Below are 17588 nucleotides of genomic sequence, written 5' to 3'. Positions count from 1 at the left end.
AGGGAAAGCGATGCGGTTACGAAAACGGTATGTGTTCGGAGCAAGTATGCTGGCTGGAGCCGGTCTTCTCTTGTTGAAAAACAAGGACAAACGAACTTCGGATCCGTTAAAAGAGTATTTGACGCACTTGGATCAGGACTCAAGTCCAGATGCCGATAAAGATCCGGATGAAGTCGGATTGACGAAACTCGATTCGATTTACCGGGCGGAGTGGCAGGCGAACGGTTATCCGCGTTCGCGAAAAGAACTGGAAGATTTGGAAAAATGAAAAGCGCCGACAATCCACGAGCGGATTGTTGGCGCTTTTTTTTAGTATGTAAGAGATCCGGCGATGATCAGACCAATCGAAATCGACAGAAACAGTAATAATAAACCGACAGCTTCATTATTGGCATCGATTTCTTTTGTCATACTGATTCGCGGGATGATCAAGTCTGCCAAATAGAACAGGACGATTTGGAAGACGATGGCGAGTGCACCCCATAAGACCATATCGAGGATGCTGACTGAGTTCGTGATACTGGAGTAGAGGACGATCGCAAGACCAAGGATGCGTCCGCCGAATGCATAAACGGCTGCTTTTTTTCCTTGACGGATCAGCTCCATCTCTTTTGATTTGGTCGTCACTTCAAACAGGACGACGCCGATGGCAAGTAAAAGTGTAGCCACTCCGATATACGCAAGTGTTGAGACGAACAGTTCACTGAAGCCCATCTTAATTCCTCCTTAGGAATGATTAGATTTGTTTCGTTCTTTTCGTTGTTGCCAGGCAACGTACCCTTCGAGCATCGCTCCGACTAAAATCCCGGCGGAGACATACAGGTAAAAATTATCTCCGATGAAGCCGAAGAGCAGTCCGAGCAGCAGACCGATGATAATGTAAGGTCCTTTTGTTAATTTCATGATGAATCACCTTCCTCATCATCAAACGTAGCCGATTTTTCCGGATTCGTCCATCCCTAATCGACAGGATGAGTCACAGCGACTTCGAGTTCGCGTGTAAAAAGTGTCACCCGGTTGCGCCCATTTTGTTTGGAATGATAAAGTGCGACGTCCGCATCCGTCACAAGTTGCTGAATCTCTGATGTTGATTTCGGGAAATGTGCGACTCCGAACGAAGCTGTCAACGGCAGTTGCGCCCCATTCGACAATTGAAACGGAGACGTCGCAATCCGTTCCCGCAACTGTTCCGCCAACACCAGAACTTTTACATCCGTCAACTGTTCGACGAGAACGGAAAACTCTTCGCCGCCATTGCGGGAGATGAACCCGGCATCCGTCACTCCGTCCCGCAAACGGGAGGCGAATTGACGCAGGACCTCGTCGCCGGCTTCATGACCGAACGTATCATTAACATGTTTGAAGTGATCGATATCAACCGTTATCAAGGCCACTTCATGTTGCTGTAAAATCGTTTGTTGCTTTAAATCGTCAAAATGGTCCGTAAAAGCACGGAAATTATGTAAGCCGGTCAAAAAATCACGTTGCGCCGTTTGTTGCCATGTTCGCATCGACTGCTTCGTCAAGCGGATATCACGAATGATGACGAGCGCAAGCCAACTGCTGATGAATGAAGCAGGGAGGACGACGCTAAGTATGTCCATGATGAGTTTAGAATCAGCTAAGACATATATCAAGACGATCCCGTGCAGGACAGTCGCGTACACCGTGACAAGCGTAAAGGTTCGCTTGGAATAGATCGGCAACCACTTGACGAGCAGCGACGTCCCGACAGCAATCAAGGTGATGAACAGTGCCGCGGCATAAGCTGAACTGTTCAGGCTGATGCTGAAGCGGTAGAGGATGATGACGATCGTCACAATCGCCGTCGGTAACGGACCGGCAAAATAAGCGGCAACGATGACAGGAATGTGCCGCAGATCGACTAAAACACCGGGAACGGGCTCAATCGTCAGTTGCATCAGCATCCAGGATAAAAGACTCAAACTGATTCCGTACAAAATGCGGACCGAGCGTTTGGAGTCGACGGTAATCGGATGAGGTGACAGTTTTCCAAGGAGATAAAAACCGCTCATCAATAAAGTCAGATTATGGAGAAGATCATAAAGAATGGTTTTCAAATTCAGGCACCTTGCTTTCGTATAACAAATCATTCTACCGTTAGAATACGCTATTGACATCAAATAGTCCTTCATCTGCCGAAATGATTTCCGAAAAAGACATCAAAAAGAAAATGTGTCTATAATGTGAAGTTATAGAACCTATAAGCTGTACTTATAGGTTTAAGGTTTTTGATTGACCATTCATGTATTCAATTGTTAAATGATGAAGAAGCAATTGAAAGCGCTTACTAAAATTTAAAGGAGATTCACCATGGAACTGATTATCATTCTTCTTGCCTTATCTTTATTAATGTTCGTAGCGTACCGTGGTTTTTCAGTCATCTTATTTGCTCCGATCTGTGCTTTGTTCGCCGTCTTACTGACGAACCCGGATTGGGTCTTACCGTTCTTCTCGAACATCTTCATGGAAAAAATGGTCGGCTTCATTAAAGCCTACTTCCCGGTCTTCTTACTCGGAGCTATTTTCGGGAAAGTCGTCGAAATGTCAGGAATCGCTGAATCAATCGCGAAGTCGATCATTCGGATGATCGGAGCGAAACGGGCGATTCTCGCCATCGTGTTGCTCGGCGCGATCTTGACGTACAGCGGTGTCAGCCTGTTCGTCGTCGTCTTCGCCGTCTATCCGTTCGCAGCAAACCTGTTCCGCGAAGCGAATATCCCGAAACGATTGATTCCGGGAACGATTGCCCTCGGTGCATTTACGTTTACGATGGACGCCTTGCCGGGGACACCGCAAATCCAAAATGTCATTCCGACGACATTTTTTAAAACAGATATCTACGCGGCACCGATCATGGGATCAATCGGCGGTCTGATTATCCTGACAGTCGGAATGTTTTATCTCGAGTCCCGTAAACGGAAAGCCCATCAAGCCGGGGAAGGGTACGCCGGATTTGAAGCAACGGCAGCTAGTACCGCTCCGCAGATGGAATTGAAAAACGAACCGGAAATGACACTCGAGACGGCACAACAGCCGGTCTATCGCCAGGTGTTGGCGTTTGTCCCGCTGATTTTAGTCGCTGTCATGAACAAATACTTTACGCTTGCGATTCCGAACTGGTATCCGGAAGGCTTTGATTTCGCAGCAATTGGTCTCGAAGCATTCGGGAAAATCGAGACGCCGGCCGTCCTTGCCATCTGGTCCGTCCAAATGGCCTTGATCATCGGCATCATTTCCGCGATGCTGTATGACTTTAAAAAAGTCCGGACGAATTTCCAGGCCGGACTGAACCTCAGTATCGGTGGTGCCTTGCTTGCCGTCATGAATACGGGTGCCGAGTACGGATTCGGCGGCGTCATCGCTGCCTTACCGGGCTTCAAGACGGTATCGAACGGGATTTCATCGACGTTCACGGATCCGCTCGTCAACGGCGCTGTCACGACGACGGCACTTGCCGGGGTGACCGGTTCTGCGTCCGGCGGTATGGGAATCGCACTCAGTGCGATGTCGGATAAATATACACAAGCCATCACCTCGGGCGGCGTCCCGCCGGAAGTCATGCACCGGGTCATCTCGATGGCGTCCGGCGGCATGGATACGTTACCGCATAACGGAGCCGTCATCACGTTGCTTGCCGTCACCGGCTTGACGCACCGTCAGTCGTACCGTGACATCTTTATGATTACGGTTTTAAAAACGGTCACAGTCTTCCTGATGATCGGACTGTACAATCTGACAGGTCTGTATTAAGCGAGTGGGTTTAAAAAAGGGGGAAACGAACGATGCAACAGGGGAAAATCTACGATTCATTTACAGAAGCGACAGCTGATATTTTTGACGGGGCGACACTCGTCGTCGGCGGATTCGGTTTATGCGGGATTCCGGAAAAATCGATTGCGGCTCTGCAGGAACAAGGGGTCAAGGATTTAACGGTCGTCAGCAATAACTGCGGTGTCGACGATTTCGGACTCGGCATCTTATTGCAATCCCGCCAGATTAAAAAGATGGTCTCGTCGTACGTCGGAGAAAACAAGACGTTTGAGCAACAGTACTTAAGCGGTGAGATTGAAGTCGATCTCGTACCGCAGGGTACACTCGCCGAACGAATCCGGGCCGGCGGAGCGGGCATTCCCGGTTTTTATACACCGACCGGTGTCGGGACACCGATTGCGGAAGGAAAGGAACAAAAAGAGTTTGACGGGAAAACCTATCTGCTTGAAGAAGGGATCGTCGGCGATTTTGCGCTCGTCAAAGCCTGGAAAGCGGACAAGCTCGGTAATCTCGTCTTCCGGAAGACATCACGGAACTTTAATCCGCTTGTCGCGACAGCCGGGAAAGTGACGATCGTCGAAGTCGAGGAACTGGTTGAAATCGGTGAACTCGATCCGAACGAGATCCATACACCGGCCGTTTACGTCCAACGGATCATCGTCGGGACGGACTACGAAAAACGTATCGAACGCCGGACAGTCCGGGAAGCATAAGGGGGAGATATTATGGCAACGTCTAGAGAAATCATTATCAATCGCGCGCTGCAGGAAATCGAGGACGGCATGTACGTCAATCTTGGAATCGGGATTCCGACACTGATCGCCAATGCGATTCCGGATGATGTCCACGTCATGCTGCAATCGGAAAACGGGTTGCTCGGGATTGGACCGTATCCGCTCGAGCATGAAGTCGACGCTGACGAAATCAATGCCGGCAAAGAGACGGTCACGGCACAAAAAGGCGCGTCCTACTTCGATAGTGCCGAATCGTTTGCGATGATCCGCGGCGGTCACATTGATCTCGCGATTCTTGGCGGGATGGAAGTCGCCGAAAACGGGGATCTCGCGAACTGGATGATTCCCGGCAAGATGGTCAAGGGAATGGGCGGGGCAATGGATCTCGTCAACGGCGCGAAACGGGTCGTCATCATCATGGAACACGTCAATAAATACGGCGAGTCGAAGGTCAAGACACGTTGTACGTTACCGTTGACCGGGAGTCAAGTCGTCAACCGGTTGATTACGGATAAAGCGGTCTTTGATTTCACGGAAGCCGGGATGGTCTTGATCGAGACGCTCGACGGAATGACAGTCGAAGACATCCGCAACGTGACGGAAGCGAACTTTACGGTCAGTCCGGAACTTGAACGCATCAGCATAGGGGAGTGAGTCAGATGGTCAACGGAGATATCGTCCTCGTGACGGGAGCAGGAAGCGGGATCGGGCTTGAAATTTCAAAAGCATTCGCTGAAGCAGGCGCGAAGGTCGTCATTACGGACGTCAACACGGAAGCAGCCGAAACAGCAGCGAAGTCGTTACAGGAAGCGGGACATGATGTCATCGGACTGACGCTGAACGTGACGGATGAAGCACAGGTTCAGTCGGTTTTTGCCGAGACGATCAAGCGGTACGGTCGACTTGATGTCCTGATCAACAATGCCGGTTTACAACATGTCTCACCAATCGAAGACTTCCCGACAGAGAAGTTCGAACTGATGATCAAAATCATGCTGACGGCTCCGTTCATTGCGATTAAACATGCGTTTCCCCTCATGAAGGAACAAGGATACGGCCGGATCATCAACATGGCATCGATTAACGGCTTGATCGGCTTTGCCGGAAAAGCGGCCTATAACTCGGCCAAACACGGTCTGCTCGGTCTGACGAAAGTCGCGGCACTGGAAGGTGCGGAACACGGCATCACCGTCAACGCGTTATGCCCGGGTTACGTCGATACACCTCTCGTCCGCAATCAGATGGCGGATCTTGCGAAGACGCGCCAGGTCGAACTGGAAAAAGTCCTCGAAGATGTCATCTATCCGCTCGTTCCGCAAAAACGGTTACTTGAAGTCGAGGAAATCGCGGATTATGCGCTATTCCTTGCGAGCCGTAAAGCAAAAGGGATTACGGGTCAGGCCAACGTCTTAGACGGCGGTTATACGATTCAATAAGGGGGAAATCAGCATGAGTGAGCAAGTCGTCATCGTCAGTGCGACACGAACGGCAATCGGCAGTTTTAACGGCAGTCTAAAGGACGTTCCGGCAACGAAGCTTGGAGCAACGGTCATCCGGGCAGCACTTGAACAAGCAAATGTGGCACCGGATCTCGTCGAGGAAGTCATTATGGGTAATGTCCTGCAGGCAGGACTCGGACAAAACCCGGCCCGTCAGTCAAGTCTCCTCGCCGGACTGCCGGAAACGGTTCCGGCCATGACGATCAACAAAGTCTGCGGTTCCGGGCTGAAGGCAATTCATCTTGCTTTCCAAGCGATCAAATCCGGTGAGGCCGACATCATCGTCGCCGGCGGGATGGAAAACATGAGTCAGGCACCGTACGTGTTAAGCGGTGCCCGGACCGGCTTACGGATGGGAGACCAGCCGTTGGTCGATACGATCATCAAAGACGGTTTAGAGTGTGCTTTTAACGATTATCATATGGGCATTACGGCAGAAAACCTGGCCGAGCAGTACACGATTTCCCGCGAAGCACAGGATCAGTTTGCAGCAGCCAGCCAACAAAAAGCCGGACAGGCCATCGAAGCAAACCGGTTCCAGGCGGAAATCACACCGGTCGAAATTCCGCAGCGTAAAGGCGATCCAATTATGTTTGTGGAAGATGAGTTCCCGCGTGCCGGAACGACAGCGGAATCACTTGCCCGCTTGCGTCCGGCCTTCAAAAAAGGCGGTACAGTGACAGCCGGTAATGCATCCGGCATCAATGACGGAGCGGCAGCAGTCGTCGTCATGTCGGCGCGAAAGGCAAAAGAACTCGGGCTGACACCACTCGTCGAGATCGTTGCGAACGGTACGTCCGGTGTCGATCCGAGCATCATGGGGATCGGTCCCGTCAAAGCGGTCAGCCAGGCGTTGCATAAAGCCGGTCTTGAACTGGACGCCATCGACGTCATCGAGGCGAACGAAGCGTTTGCGGCGCAATCACTTGCCGTGGATGCGGAACTCCGGTTTGATCCGGCGAAGCTAAACCGTAACGGCGGAGCAATTGCCCTCGGTCACCCGATCGGCGCGAGCGGAACACGGATCATGGTTACCCTGATTCATGAGATGTTGCGGACCAGCGAAAGCCATGGTCTGGCGACACTCTGCATCGGCGGCGGTCAAGGAATTGCGACGATCGTCAAGAAGTACGAAGAGTAATTAAAATCGCTTCATCAAAATCTGGACTTCGGTTCAGATTTTTTGTTATTAAAATGGTTTACTTAATTAATGAAATGACGCGGGAAAGAAAAGAAGCAAACGACATGACAAAAACAGACAGCTTACGGTAAAATGAAACACGTTGTAAGGGAGGGTGTCAGATGATTTCATTACAGAATGTCAGTAAAGCTTTTTCCGGACAACCGGTCATCCAGTCCGTCGCCCTCTCGATTGAACAGGGCGAGATTCATGGCATCATCGGTGCGAGCGGTGCCGGGAAATCGACCTTACTCCGGCTGATGAATCTGCTCGAACGACCGGATACCGGTCGAATCGAATTTGACGGGATGGATTTAACGAATCTGTCGAACCGACAGCTGCGGCAGACCCGTCAAAATATCGGCATGATTTTTCAGGACTTTAATCTCGTCGGAAACAAGACGGTCGAACAAAACATCGCCGTTTCGCTTGAACTGTCCGGAGTCAAAAAGCGCGAGCGGACAAACCGGATTGAGGAGTGTCTCCGATTTGTCGGACTGGAGTCCTTTGCCCGAAAGTATCCGTCCGAACTGAGCGGAGGACAAAAGCAGCGTGTCGCGATAGCCCGGGCGCTTGCGAACCGCCCGCGCGTTTTGCTGTGTGATGAGCCGACGTCTTCACTTGATCCGAGTACGACTTCGGAAATCTTACGTGTCCTGCAGAACATCAATCAGACACTTGGGGTGACGATCGTCCTCGTCAGTCATGAGATGCAGGTGATTCAAAGCATCTGCAACCGGGTCACGATCATGGCAGACGGGCAGATTGAAACGACGATTGCGACCGAGCCGGCGGGAATCACGGAAATTACGAGTGATGCCGGTTGGTTCCTGACCCAATTGACAGAGCGGAGGGATCCACATGCCTGACATCGTGCTCGAATATGCGGCGGAAATCAGACTGGCGATCGGACAAACGTTCGTGATGGTCGGAATCTCGATTCTCGCGGCTCTTCTTCTCGGTTTACCGCTCGGGACCTGGCTTTATCTGTCACGTAAAGGACAGTTGCTGTCGAACCAGTTCGTCTTTTCGATTCTGAATTTATTTGTCAATACAATCCGGTCGTTTCCGTTTTTATTGCTCGTCGTTTTCCTGATTCCGTTTACGCGGTTCATTATCGGGACGGCGATCGGAACAGCGGCGGCGACCGTCCCGCTTGCGGTCATTGCGATCGCCCATTACTCACGGCTCGTCGAACAGTCGCTGCTTGAAGTGCCGAAAGGTGTCATTGAGGCGGCCGTCTCGATGGGAGCTTCGACACGCGAAGTCGTCCTGAAGTTTTTATTCGTTGAAGCCCGGTCCGGCCTTGTGCTGGGTCTGACGACGTCGATCGTCAGCTTCATTTCCTATTCGACGATCATGGGGGTTGTCGGGGGCGGAGGCATCGGTGACTTTGCCGTCCGGTACGGCTACCAACAATTTCAGACGGAATTAATGCTGTATATGATTTTGATTATGGTCATCCTGGTGCAACTGATTCAGTTTGCCGGAACGACCGCAGCACGCTTGCTCGATAAACGTTAACTGAAAGTAGGAATTCAAGATGAAAAAAATCATGGCAGTACTCAGTGTTGTTGTATTGGCGTTAGCCGGATGCGGCAACGCAGAGAAGAAAGACGAACAGGAATCGGCGTCAAAAACCGAGACATTAAAAGTCGCGTCACTGATCAAACCGATGACGGAAATTCTCGACCTCGTTAAACCGGAACTGAAAAAAGAAGGCATTAACCTGGAAGTCGTTGTTCTCAGTGACAACGTGCAACCGAACAGTGCCCTCGCAGCGAAGGAAGTTGATGCGAACTTCTTCCAGCACGTACCGTACATGGAAGAGTTCAACCGCAACAACAAAGCCAATCTGGTACCAATCAAGCCGATTTACTTCGCAAACTATGGTCTGTACTCAAAAGACTACAAAAAGATGGACCAGTTGCCGAAAGGCGCTGTCATTGCCGTCGCAAATGATGTTTCGAACATCGACCGGTCGCTTGCTCTGCTCGCACAGCATGATGCGATCAAGTTGAAAAAGAAAACTGGTCCGTACTACACGATGAAAGACATCACGGAAAACAAACGTAATTTTAAGTTCAAGGAAGTCGATCTACTGATGCTCGCCCGTCTGTATGATGATGCGGATGCGGTCATCATGACGCCGGCCTATGCTTCACCGCTCGGTCTGACTCCGAAGAAAGATGCCCTTGTCACGGAAGGCGTCGAAAATGACTTTGCGATCACGCTTGTTGCCCGGAAGGACAATCAGGATTCAGAAGCGATTCAGAAGCTTGCGAAAGCAATGACAAGTCCGAAAGTCAAAAAATTCCTCGAAGACAATTATGACGAAACGGCGATTCCGGCCTTTAAATGAGTGTTCAGATGAAAAAATCAAAACCACGGCTCGCCTGTCTGCTTTAGACACACGCGATCCGTGGTTTTTGTCATCAGTTTATTGGAATGTTGTTTAACGGATGGTCAACTTCTTCGCATAACCGGTTTTCTCCAAAATATCAGTTGTCGGCATCTCGGTCCATTTGGCGACGGGAAGATCCGGATTTTTCTGAAGGAAGTCCGTCATGATCATATAGCCGAGCGTATATTGGGCAAGTGGCGGGATGTCTTTGTCATAGTTGCCGTATCGTAAATCGTATGCATCGACGTTATGGTTGTTGATCTGTGTCAACAGATTTTCGAGCGTATGATCGAGTAACGGTTCTGTCGCTTCCGATTTCCCTTTTGGATAAACCTGTGCAGCAAACATGTCGGCTTCACCTTCTAACATGATGCCATTGAACATCGAGTCGTGCGTGTTGCTTTTAAAAGCAACGGTATGGTGGTACTCATGGGCGACAGCATTGGCAAGTGTATCTGTTGAAAAACCTTTAGCCAGGTAGAGCGTGAACATATCAGTTCCTGAGGCAAAACCGGTGACTCCGCCATGGCGCTTTATCTCGGCCGGATTATGGACATTGTAAGGTGCGACAAAGACCGTCAGCTTATCGGTTCGAGGCAATGCATCAATCGAAGTCTGAAGAATTTTTTTAATCTGTTGCTGAATGGCATCTTGATGTTTTTTCAAGTAGACAATCGTTTTGTTCAGCTCTTCTGCATTGTCGGTCGGGATATCTAAAATCCGCCGGTCTGTATATGTATCTGTCAGTTTTTCTTTTTCGATCCATTTGTTTTTCGCAGCTAACACATGTTTTTCAAAGAGGGCCCCATTCTCAGCCGGCTCTTTTAATGTCGCATCGACATACGACTGATAGGCATCGTATAGCGGAATGATTTGAATCGTCTGATGATCTTGTTTGAAGGTCAATTTCTGCGGTTCGGCTTTTTCGGCTTCCGGCGCATCGGTACAGCCGGCAAGCAGACTTGCTAACGTCATGCCAATCAACAATCGTCTCATAAAAATCCCTCCTATTACCCAAATATACCACAATTATCCATACGTCGATTAAGGACAAAAGGTTCCTCTTTTCTGAACTGAGTCAGATGAACTTATGTTACCGATTACATCGTTCGAGTGCATCAGCAGTCATTTTTTAAGAAAAGGGTGAAGCAACAAGGTTTTTTGAGAAATGTCAGAATATTCACCAGATAAATTCCTAGCACGAGGTCACAGACCTATGTTATCCTTTCGAACGAAGTACCTGATTCGTTGATAAAACATGAATCAGGTCGTAATTAAATCGTGGGGGTTTCTTATGTCTAAAACAGTTCCAACATCCTTTATCGTCGTCATCGGTATGATGCTGTTCGCCTTGTTTTTCGGAGCAGGTAATCTGATTTTTCCACCGATGCTCGGGCAGATGGCAGGCGAGAACGTCTGGATTGCCAACGCCGGATTCCTGGTCACAGGCGTCGGCTTACCGTTACTTGCCATCTTAGCGTTTGCTTATTCCGGAGAAGCGGATTTACGGGCGATGGCGTCACGGGTCCATCCGGTCTTCGGTCTTGTTTTTGCCATCATCTTGTACTTAGCGATTGGTCCATTTTTTGCGATTCCGCGCGCCGGAACCGTTTCGTATGAAATCGGGATCAAACCTTTCTTCGGAGAAGGGGCATCATCGACACCATTACTGATTTTTTCGATTCTGTTTTATACGGTCGCGTGTCTGTTGTCACTGAATCCGACAAAAATCGTCGATGTCGTCGGTAAAATCCTGACACCGATTAAGATCACGTTCATCGGCTTATTGATTCTCGTCGCCGTCATTAAACCCATCGGAAGTTTTCAGAATCCTTTGACGACATATCAGCACAATGCCTTTTTTAACGGCTTCCAGGAAGGGTACCTGACGCTTGATGCCCTCGGAGCGTTTGTCTTTGGCATCATCATCATTTCGGCGATTAAAGACCAAGGGGTCACGTCGAAAAAACAATTGCTCGTCATTTGTTCAAAAGCCGCCTTGATTGCGGCGAGTTTACTGGCCATCACGTATTCGGCCCTTGCCTTCATGGGCGCATCGAGTATCTCAAAAATCGGTCCCTTGACGAACGGAGCGGAAATTCTGTCAGCGGTGTCCGATTATTACTTCGGCTCATACGGTTCGATTTTACTTGGACTGATGATCACGGTTGCGTGTCTGACGACAAGTGTCGGGCTGATCACCGCCTGTGCGTCGTTCTTCTCACTGTTATTGCCGCGGATTTCGTATGTTAAGTGGACGATTGGTCTGTCGATTTTCAGTGCACTTGTCGCCAATATCGGTCTGACGCAGTTAATTGCGATTTCGAAACCTGTCCTGCTGACACTGTATCCGTTAGCGATCTGTCTGATCTTCCTGACGTTCTTACATAACGTCTTTAAAGGAAAACCGGCCGTCTATCAAGGAGCGATTTGGATGACGTTTGCCGTCAGTCTGTTTGACGGATTGAAGGTGGCAGAAGCACCGGTCGGACCGGTCTTGCGTGTCTTCGAAAACGTGTTGCCGTTCTTTTCCGTCGGACTCGGTTGGGTCGTTCCGGCGATCATCGGGGCCGTCCTCGGCGGATTGTTCGGTCGGAAAAAAGCCTACCGGCCGGAACAGTCGCGGGTTGCTTAAATTCAGTTGCTCTGGAAAGAAGCCGTTTCGATTTCGAATCGAAACGGTTTTTTGCGTTTAACGAACAGACCGAAAAGGAATGGCTTAAAATGTAAGCCATTGTTGATACTGTCGTTGAAGAAAGAAAGGATGTTGAACATGTCAGAACGTGTTTTCATTAGTCCGGCGAAGTATGTCCAAGGGAAAAATGTTATTGATCGGCTCGGTACATATGTGAGTCCGATTGGAGACGTGGCCCTAGTGATCGCCGATGATGTCGTTTGGAAAATCGTCGAGGAACGTGTCCATGCTTCGTTTTCAGCAGAAGGAATCAAAATTGAAAAAGCAGATTTCAGCGGTGAAGCCTCAAAACATGAAGTCGAACGGATTGCCGCTCAAGCCAAGGATGCCGGGGTGAAATTCGTCATGGGGGTCGGGGGCGGGAAGACGCTCGATACGGCAAAAGCCGTTTCGGACGAGTTTCATCTGCCGGTCGTCATCGTACCGACGATTGCTTCGACCGATGCGCCGACAAGTGCACTGTCCGTCATCTATTCGGATGAGGGAATCTTTGAGAGTTACCGTTTTTATAACAAAAATCCGGATCTTGTCTTGGTCGATACAAAATTGATTTCCGAAGCACCGGCCCGGTTCTTTGCCTCGGGGATTGCCGATGCCCTGGCGACATGGGTCGAGGTCCGGAGTGTCATTGCCTTTGGCGGCACGACGATGGCCGGAGGACGGCCGACGATTGCGGCGGAAGCGATTGCGAAACGCTGTGAGGAAGTTCTGTTTGAACACGGACGACTTGCGTATGAGTCGGTTCAGGCAAAGGTCGTCACACCGGCGCTTGAAGCGGTCGTTGAAGCGAATACATTACTGAGTGGTCTTGGTTTTGAAAGTGGAGGACTGGCAGCAGCGCACGCCATCCATAACGGATTCACAGCACTTGACGGCGACATCCACCATTTGACGCACGGGGAAAAGGTCGCGTTCGGGACGCTCGTCCAGTTAGCGCTCGAACAACACTCGCAGGAAGAAATCGAACGGTACATTGCGTTCTATATGGATCTTGGACTGCCGGTCACGCTGGAAGATGTCAAACTGAAAGATGCTTCACGTGAAGACATATTAAAAGTCGGTCAAGCAGCGACTGCAGAAGGGGAGACGATTCACAGCGGTTTTGATGTCACGGCGGATGAAGTGGCGGATGCCATCATTGCCGCCGACCGTTATTCAAAAGCCTATCAGGCGAAAGTAAAGAACTGACGAAACGTGGCACGAATGATTAGCAAAAAGGCGATTCTCCCGATTGAAGGGAAATCGCCTTTTTGGTTTAAGAACGGTTCTTGTTAATGCACATGCTTCTGTTCCCCATGACAGTACAGCTGATTCTCATGGTCGTGCTGAGCGGTCTCGACCTGAATCGTGGCATGGGTGATACCGACATGTTTTAAGTCATGGTCCAGTTGTTCCCGGATCGATTCCGACTCACGGACCGTCATGTCGTCTTTGACGACGACGTGGCAGGACAATGCATTATAGCCGCTCGTGATCGACCAAATGTGGAGGTCGTGCAGACCAAGAATGGCTTCGTTGGTCTGGATCGTCGAGACGACCTGATCGATGTCGACATCGCTCGGTGTACCTTCCATCAGAACATGGACGGCGGACTTCGTCACGTAATAGCCGCTGCGCAAAACGAGAATGGCAACGATGACGCTTGCGAGCGGATCCGCAAAGCCCCAGCCGAAGAACATGATCAACAGGGCGGCAATGATAGCTCCGATCGATCCGAGCATGTCACTTAAGACATGCAGGTACGCACCGCGCATGTTCAGATTGTCTTCATGGCCGCCGCCGCGCGTCATGATCCAAGCTACAAGCAGATTCACAAGAAGTCCGAGTATACTGATGATCAACATCCCGGTCGTTGCGACAGCCGGTGGATCAACAAACCGTTGTACGGCTTCGGCGAAGATATAAAGCGAAATGCCGATCAAGGCAACACCGTTAAAAATCGCCGCGAGAATTTCAAAACGTTTTGAGCCGAACGTCTTGTTTGCATCCGGCTTCTGGTTTGAAAAGTGAAAGGCTGCGAGTGCAATTGCAAGTGAAATCGAGTCGCTCAGCATATGCCCGGCGTCCGATAACAAAGCCAGACTGTTCGTCCAAAATCCGCCGATCACCTCGACAATCATAAACAGCGTGATGATCATAAAGGACAGAAGCAATACTTTTTTATTGTCGGTGTGATGATGATGATCATGATTATGTGCCATAAAGATACCTCCTGATACATTCAAATGTCTATTTGAATTATAGAATGCGAAACGTCTGTGGTCAATCGACGTATGTTTCATTTCCCACTGAGAGAAGAGAATGAAACGCGATCATTGGACGATATACGGTTGGATGAGACATCAGAAAAAACAAAACAGTCCCTCACTTCAAAAGAAATGAGGGACTGTTCAAGTCGTTATAGATAGTTCAACGGATTGACGCTGCTTGCCGCCGATGTCGCACTGTAGACGTATGTTCCGCGATGCAGTTCAAAATGAAGATGCGTTCCGAACGCATTTCCTGTTTGACCGACCGTACCGAGAAGCTGTCCTTTTGAGACCGATTGTCCGACTGAGACCGATCGGCTGTTCATGTGGGCATAGAGACTCGTGAAGGAAGCGCCGTCAATCGAATGCTTGACCATGACATAATTGCCGTACGCACCTTTTAATTGAGAAGTGATGACTTTCCCGGCTGCCGTTGCATAAACCGGTGTGCCTTTCGGGGCACCGTAATCGATTCCGTTATGGAACGTATAGCCGTAGACACCGCTTGCTTGACCATATCCTTGCGTGATCGGTCCACTGGTCGGCGTGATGAAATCGTTTGAGGCTTTGGTTGCCCCACCCGAATTGGTTAAGCTCGTGACCGTATATTTTTTAACATAATCGGCATGGGCAAATCGTTTGTTGCCATTATATAAGAATTTAATCCAGTCTCCCGTCCGACCGAGGTAACGGAAGGTTTGTCCGCTGTTGACGATCCCGACCTGAGAACTGCTTGTGGACGAACTGCTTCTGACGCGGAGATTATCGACCATGATTTTGATTTTATATGATGTCGTGACAGAATATTTTTTGACATATGTAGAAGAGACGTAGACTTTACGTGATCCGTACAGAATTTTTGTCCAATTTCCGGTCCGGCCTAAGTATTTGTATGTATCGCCTTTATCAAGACCTGTGATGATACCGTATGTCGTCGCGGGACCGGTGCGGGCACGCAATCCATCGTTCATGACTTTAACCTTATAAAACGTTGCCGCATCAGCTTTTGGAACGGCATATGTCGAGAAACCGGCGATGGCAATAGCAGACACCGTCAGCGTAGTAAGTAATTTTTTCAAATCAGTAAATCCTCCTTTGAATCTGTCGGACCTTGTCCGCGTATGTGGCTAGTGCAATATGTAAGGTTGTTCTATGAATTTCTTAGATGAGTGTACCATTAGTAAAAATGTTTAAATATTACAATATTATTTCTATAATGTTTCGTTATTTTATATTATAGAGAACAGAAAATCTATTTTACCTTAATTTAGGGATTGTAGTTCTTGGTAATTTTTCTGTAAAAGACAGATTTTTATTGATTAGGCAACGATTTTTAAAAAGTATCAGGAAATCAGAACAATCAGTATGTTATGATAGATTTTCCAATAATTAGTATGAATTTATTTCAGTGGACTTATTTTCAAAAAGGTTTAAAAAAACGGACAACCGAAAACGGCTGTCCGAAATGATTATAAAACGCTGAGCGGGTTGATCGTGTTGGCTGCTGACGATCCACTGTAGATGTAACCGCCGCGGTGAAGTTCGAAGTGAAGGTGTGAACCGGTTGAGTTCCCGGTACTGCCGACGTTCCCGATTTTTGTTCCTTTGGCGATTGACTGGCCTGCATAGACCGAACGGCTGCTCAAGTGGGCATAGACACTTGTGTAGGTCAAACCATTCACTTTATGTGTCATCATGACATAGTTGCCGTATGCACCTTGGTAGCCGGATTTGATGACTTTACCGGAAGCAGTCGCACGGACCGTTGTCCCTGTTGCTGCTGCGATATCGATGCCGTTATGGAACGTATATCCGTAGCGGCCGCTTGCACTTCCGTATCCTTGCGAGACACGTCCGCTTGTCGGACGGAGGAAACCTGTCGAGAAGGAAGCTTTTTTAGCTGTAGCCTGTTTGCCTGTGCTGTATCGTTTTACGTAACTGGAATAGACGTAGCGTTTTTTACCGCCGTATGAAATTTTCGTCCAGTTGCCTTTTTTACCATAGTATTTAAAGGTCTGTCCGGCATTGACGCCAGCGACGATTTTATATTTCGTGGAAGGACCGGTCCGGACACGTAATCCGTCGGCCATGATTTTGACTTTGTAAGAAGAAGAGCTTGCGGCTTCAACTTTACCTGTACCCGTGCTAGCAAATCCTGAAACGACGAGTGCGCTCATCGTGACGGTTGTTAAAATACGTTTCATGTAGTAGTTCCTCCTGATGTGAAAACAATTGACGGTCGATGAGTTGTGACAGATCGCGTCTGTCTATAAGTTGTAGGCTGTATATGAATACTGCGTCGAAGTAGTGAATTTGATAAACCGAGTATAGCATCGAGTGTTTTGAAAATAATATTTCAGTTTGATTGCTTAAATATAGGTAATTAATATGTATTGTAATATATTGATAGGAATGATTCTGAAATACCGTAATACCAGGGGAAATTTTATTACAGGGTATCGGTTTTATGACATAATCCCGAATATGTGAAAATGTGAAAAAGTATGGGTCGATAGCGAATTGGAGGAGAAGATTAAGATGGATATCAAGTTTACAGTAGGCCAACAACGCTTTAACCACCGGGCAGCGGCAGTCATTATCAAAGACGGACATCTGTTGATTCACCGGAATGTCCGGGATGAGTTTTGGGCATTGCCGGGCGGACGGGTACGTTTGATGGAATCAGGAGCAGAGGCGGTCATCCGCGAAATCAAAGAAGAGTTGGGCCTGAAAGCTGAGGTCACTCGTTTTTTAGCCGTCCAGGAAAACTTTTTTACATATGAAGATGTGTCATTTCATGAAGTCGGCTTTTATTATGAAGTGAACGTATCAGATGACATGACGGTCACTTCGGAAGATTTTTTCGGAGTAGAGGGAGAAGAGTTAATCTATCGTTACGTTCCGATTGATCAATTGCAAAGCGTAAAATTATATCCCGAAAAACTGACGATGATGATTCAGTCCGGTGAGTGGGCACCCTTATTTTCAAACGACGTGTAATGGGTGGTTTTGGTGAATCCCTAATAGAAGAA

The 17588-nt window shown here is 48.8% G+C and carries 18 protein-coding genes and 2 pseudogenes; 13 read left to right on the top strand and 7 right to left on the bottom strand.

The window, feature by feature from the left end:
- The first annotated feature begins 10 nt into the window (after positions 1–10).
- A complete protein-coding gene (locus DVG79_RS07315) occupies positions 11–268 on the top strand; it encodes a hypothetical protein (protein WP_114596135.1) in 258 nt (85 codons plus the stop codon).
- A 41-nt stretch (positions 269–309) separates the two neighbouring features.
- On the opposite strand, the gene DVG79_RS07310 is transcribed toward DVG79_RS07315, so the two are convergent.
- Genes DVG79_RS07310 through DVG79_RS07305 form a run of 3 tightly spaced genes read right to left on the bottom strand, consistent with a single transcriptional unit; the run spans position 310 to position 2081 of the window.
- On the bottom strand, positions 310–714 hold the full coding sequence (locus DVG79_RS07310) for a DUF350 domain-containing protein (protein ID WP_026828679.1): 405 nt from the start codon (positions 712–714) through the stop codon (positions 310–312).
- A gap of 12 nt (positions 715–726) precedes the next feature.
- Positions 727–903, bottom strand: a complete 177-nt coding sequence (locus DVG79_RS16180; RefSeq protein ID WP_165871658.1) for a hypothetical protein — start codon at positions 901–903, stop codon at positions 727–729.
- A gap of 56 nt (positions 904–959) precedes the next feature.
- Positions 960–2081, bottom strand: a complete 1122-nt coding sequence (locus DVG79_RS07305) for a GGDEF domain-containing protein (RefSeq protein WP_114596134.1) — start codon at positions 2079–2081, stop codon at positions 960–962.
- Between the two features lie 253 nt (positions 2082–2334).
- On the opposite strand from DVG79_RS07305, the pseudogene DVG79_RS16325 reads away from it, so the two are divergent.
- The 9 genes and pseudogenes from DVG79_RS16325 to DVG79_RS07265 form a co-directional block, all read left to right on the top strand.
- Positions 2335–2980 (top strand): annotated as a pseudogene (locus tag DVG79_RS16325) (GntP family permease); the annotation flags it as partial.
- A gap of 86 nt (positions 2981–3066) precedes the next feature.
- Positions 3067–3774, top strand: a pseudogene (locus DVG79_RS16320) (GntP family permease); the annotation flags it as partial.
- Positions 3775–3806: 32 nt separating this feature from the next.
- Positions 3807–4508: a CoA transferase subunit A gene (locus DVG79_RS07295; protein WP_114596132.1), complete on the top strand. Its 702-nt coding sequence runs from the start codon at positions 3807–3809 to the stop codon at positions 4506–4508.
- Between the two features lie 12 nt (positions 4509–4520).
- On the top strand, positions 4521–5183 hold the full coding sequence (locus DVG79_RS07290) for a 3-oxoacid CoA-transferase subunit B (RefSeq protein ID WP_114596131.1): 663 nt from the start codon (positions 4521–4523) through the stop codon (positions 5181–5183).
- Between the two features lie 5 nt (positions 5184–5188).
- Positions 5189–5965 carry a 3-hydroxybutyrate dehydrogenase gene (locus DVG79_RS07285; RefSeq protein WP_114596130.1) on the top strand — a complete coding sequence of 259 codons (777 nt, stop codon included), beginning with the start codon at positions 5189–5191 and terminating at the stop codon, positions 5963–5965.
- Positions 5966–5978: 13 nt separating this feature from the next.
- The gene (locus DVG79_RS07280) at positions 5979–7169 is read left to right on the top strand and encodes an acetyl-CoA C-acetyltransferase (RefSeq protein WP_114596129.1); all 1191 of its coding nucleotides are present in this window, start codon (positions 5979–5981) and stop codon (positions 7167–7169) included.
- A 161-nt stretch (positions 7170–7330) separates the two neighbouring features.
- Entirely contained in the window at positions 7331–8077 is a 747-nt protein-coding gene (locus DVG79_RS07275) for a methionine ABC transporter ATP-binding protein (protein ID WP_114596128.1), read from the top strand.
- Entirely contained in the window at positions 8070–8732 is a 663-nt protein-coding gene (locus tag DVG79_RS07270) for a methionine ABC transporter permease (protein WP_114596127.1), read from the top strand. Before DVG79_RS07275 ends, DVG79_RS07270 begins: the two co-directional genes overlap by 8 nt.
- A 19-nt stretch (positions 8733–8751) precedes the next feature.
- On the top strand, positions 8752–9570 hold the full coding sequence (locus DVG79_RS07265; protein ID WP_114596126.1) for a MetQ/NlpA family ABC transporter substrate-binding protein: 819 nt from the start codon (positions 8752–8754) through the stop codon (positions 9568–9570).
- Positions 9571–9663: 93 nt separating this feature from the next.
- On the opposite strand, the gene DVG79_RS07260 is transcribed toward DVG79_RS07265, so the two are convergent.
- On the bottom strand, positions 9664–10608 hold the full coding sequence (locus tag DVG79_RS07260) for a DUF2268 domain-containing putative Zn-dependent protease (protein ID WP_114596125.1): 945 nt from the start codon (positions 10606–10608) through the stop codon (positions 9664–9666).
- A 298-nt stretch (positions 10609–10906) separates the two neighbouring features.
- On the opposite strand from DVG79_RS07260, the gene brnQ reads away from it, so the two are divergent.
- Both brnQ and DVG79_RS07250 read left to right on the top strand, forming a co-directional pair.
- Positions 10907–12247, top strand: coding sequence for a branched-chain amino acid transport system II carrier protein (gene brnQ, locus DVG79_RS07255; protein WP_114596124.1), 1341 nt, complete (start codon positions 10907–10909; stop codon positions 12245–12247).
- Positions 12248–12385: 138 nt separating this feature from the next.
- Positions 12386–13495, top strand: coding sequence for a glycerol dehydrogenase (locus DVG79_RS07250; protein WP_114596123.1), 1110 nt, complete (start codon positions 12386–12388; stop codon positions 13493–13495).
- Between the two features lie 83 nt (positions 13496–13578).
- Here the strand turns inward: DVG79_RS07250 and DVG79_RS07245 are convergent, their stop codons facing one another.
- The 3 genes from DVG79_RS07245 to DVG79_RS07235 all read right to left on the bottom strand — a co-directional run bounded on the left by DVG79_RS07245 (position 13579) and on the right by DVG79_RS07235 (position 16760).
- Complete coding sequence (locus DVG79_RS07245) at positions 13579–14508, bottom strand: cation diffusion facilitator family transporter (RefSeq protein WP_114596122.1); 930 nt, start codon at positions 14506–14508, stop codon at positions 13579–13581.
- Between the two features lie 197 nt (positions 14509–14705).
- Positions 14706–15635, bottom strand: a complete 930-nt coding sequence (locus DVG79_RS07240) for a peptidoglycan DD-metalloendopeptidase family protein (RefSeq protein ID WP_114596121.1) — start codon at positions 15633–15635, stop codon at positions 14706–14708.
- A gap of 390 nt (positions 15636–16025) precedes the next feature.
- Positions 16026–16760: a peptidoglycan DD-metalloendopeptidase family protein gene (locus DVG79_RS07235; RefSeq protein WP_114596120.1), complete on the bottom strand. Its 735-nt coding sequence runs from the start codon at positions 16758–16760 to the stop codon at positions 16026–16028.
- A gap of 334 nt (positions 16761–17094) precedes the next feature.
- Here DVG79_RS07235 and DVG79_RS07230 point away from each other — a divergent pair, with 334 nt between their 5' ends.
- The gene (locus tag DVG79_RS07230) at positions 17095–17556 is read left to right on the top strand and encodes an NUDIX hydrolase (protein ID WP_233494553.1); all 462 of its coding nucleotides are present in this window, start codon (positions 17095–17097) and stop codon (positions 17554–17556) included.
- The last annotated feature ends 32 nt before the right edge of the window (positions 17557–17588 follow it).

Source organism: Exiguobacterium sp. RIT594 (assembly GCF_003339585.1).
Taxonomy (GTDB): Bacteria; Bacillota; Bacilli; order Exiguobacteriales; family Exiguobacteriaceae; genus Exiguobacterium_A.
Note: the sequence above shows the minus strand (reverse complement) of the source record. Positions and strands in the feature narration are given on the sequence as shown.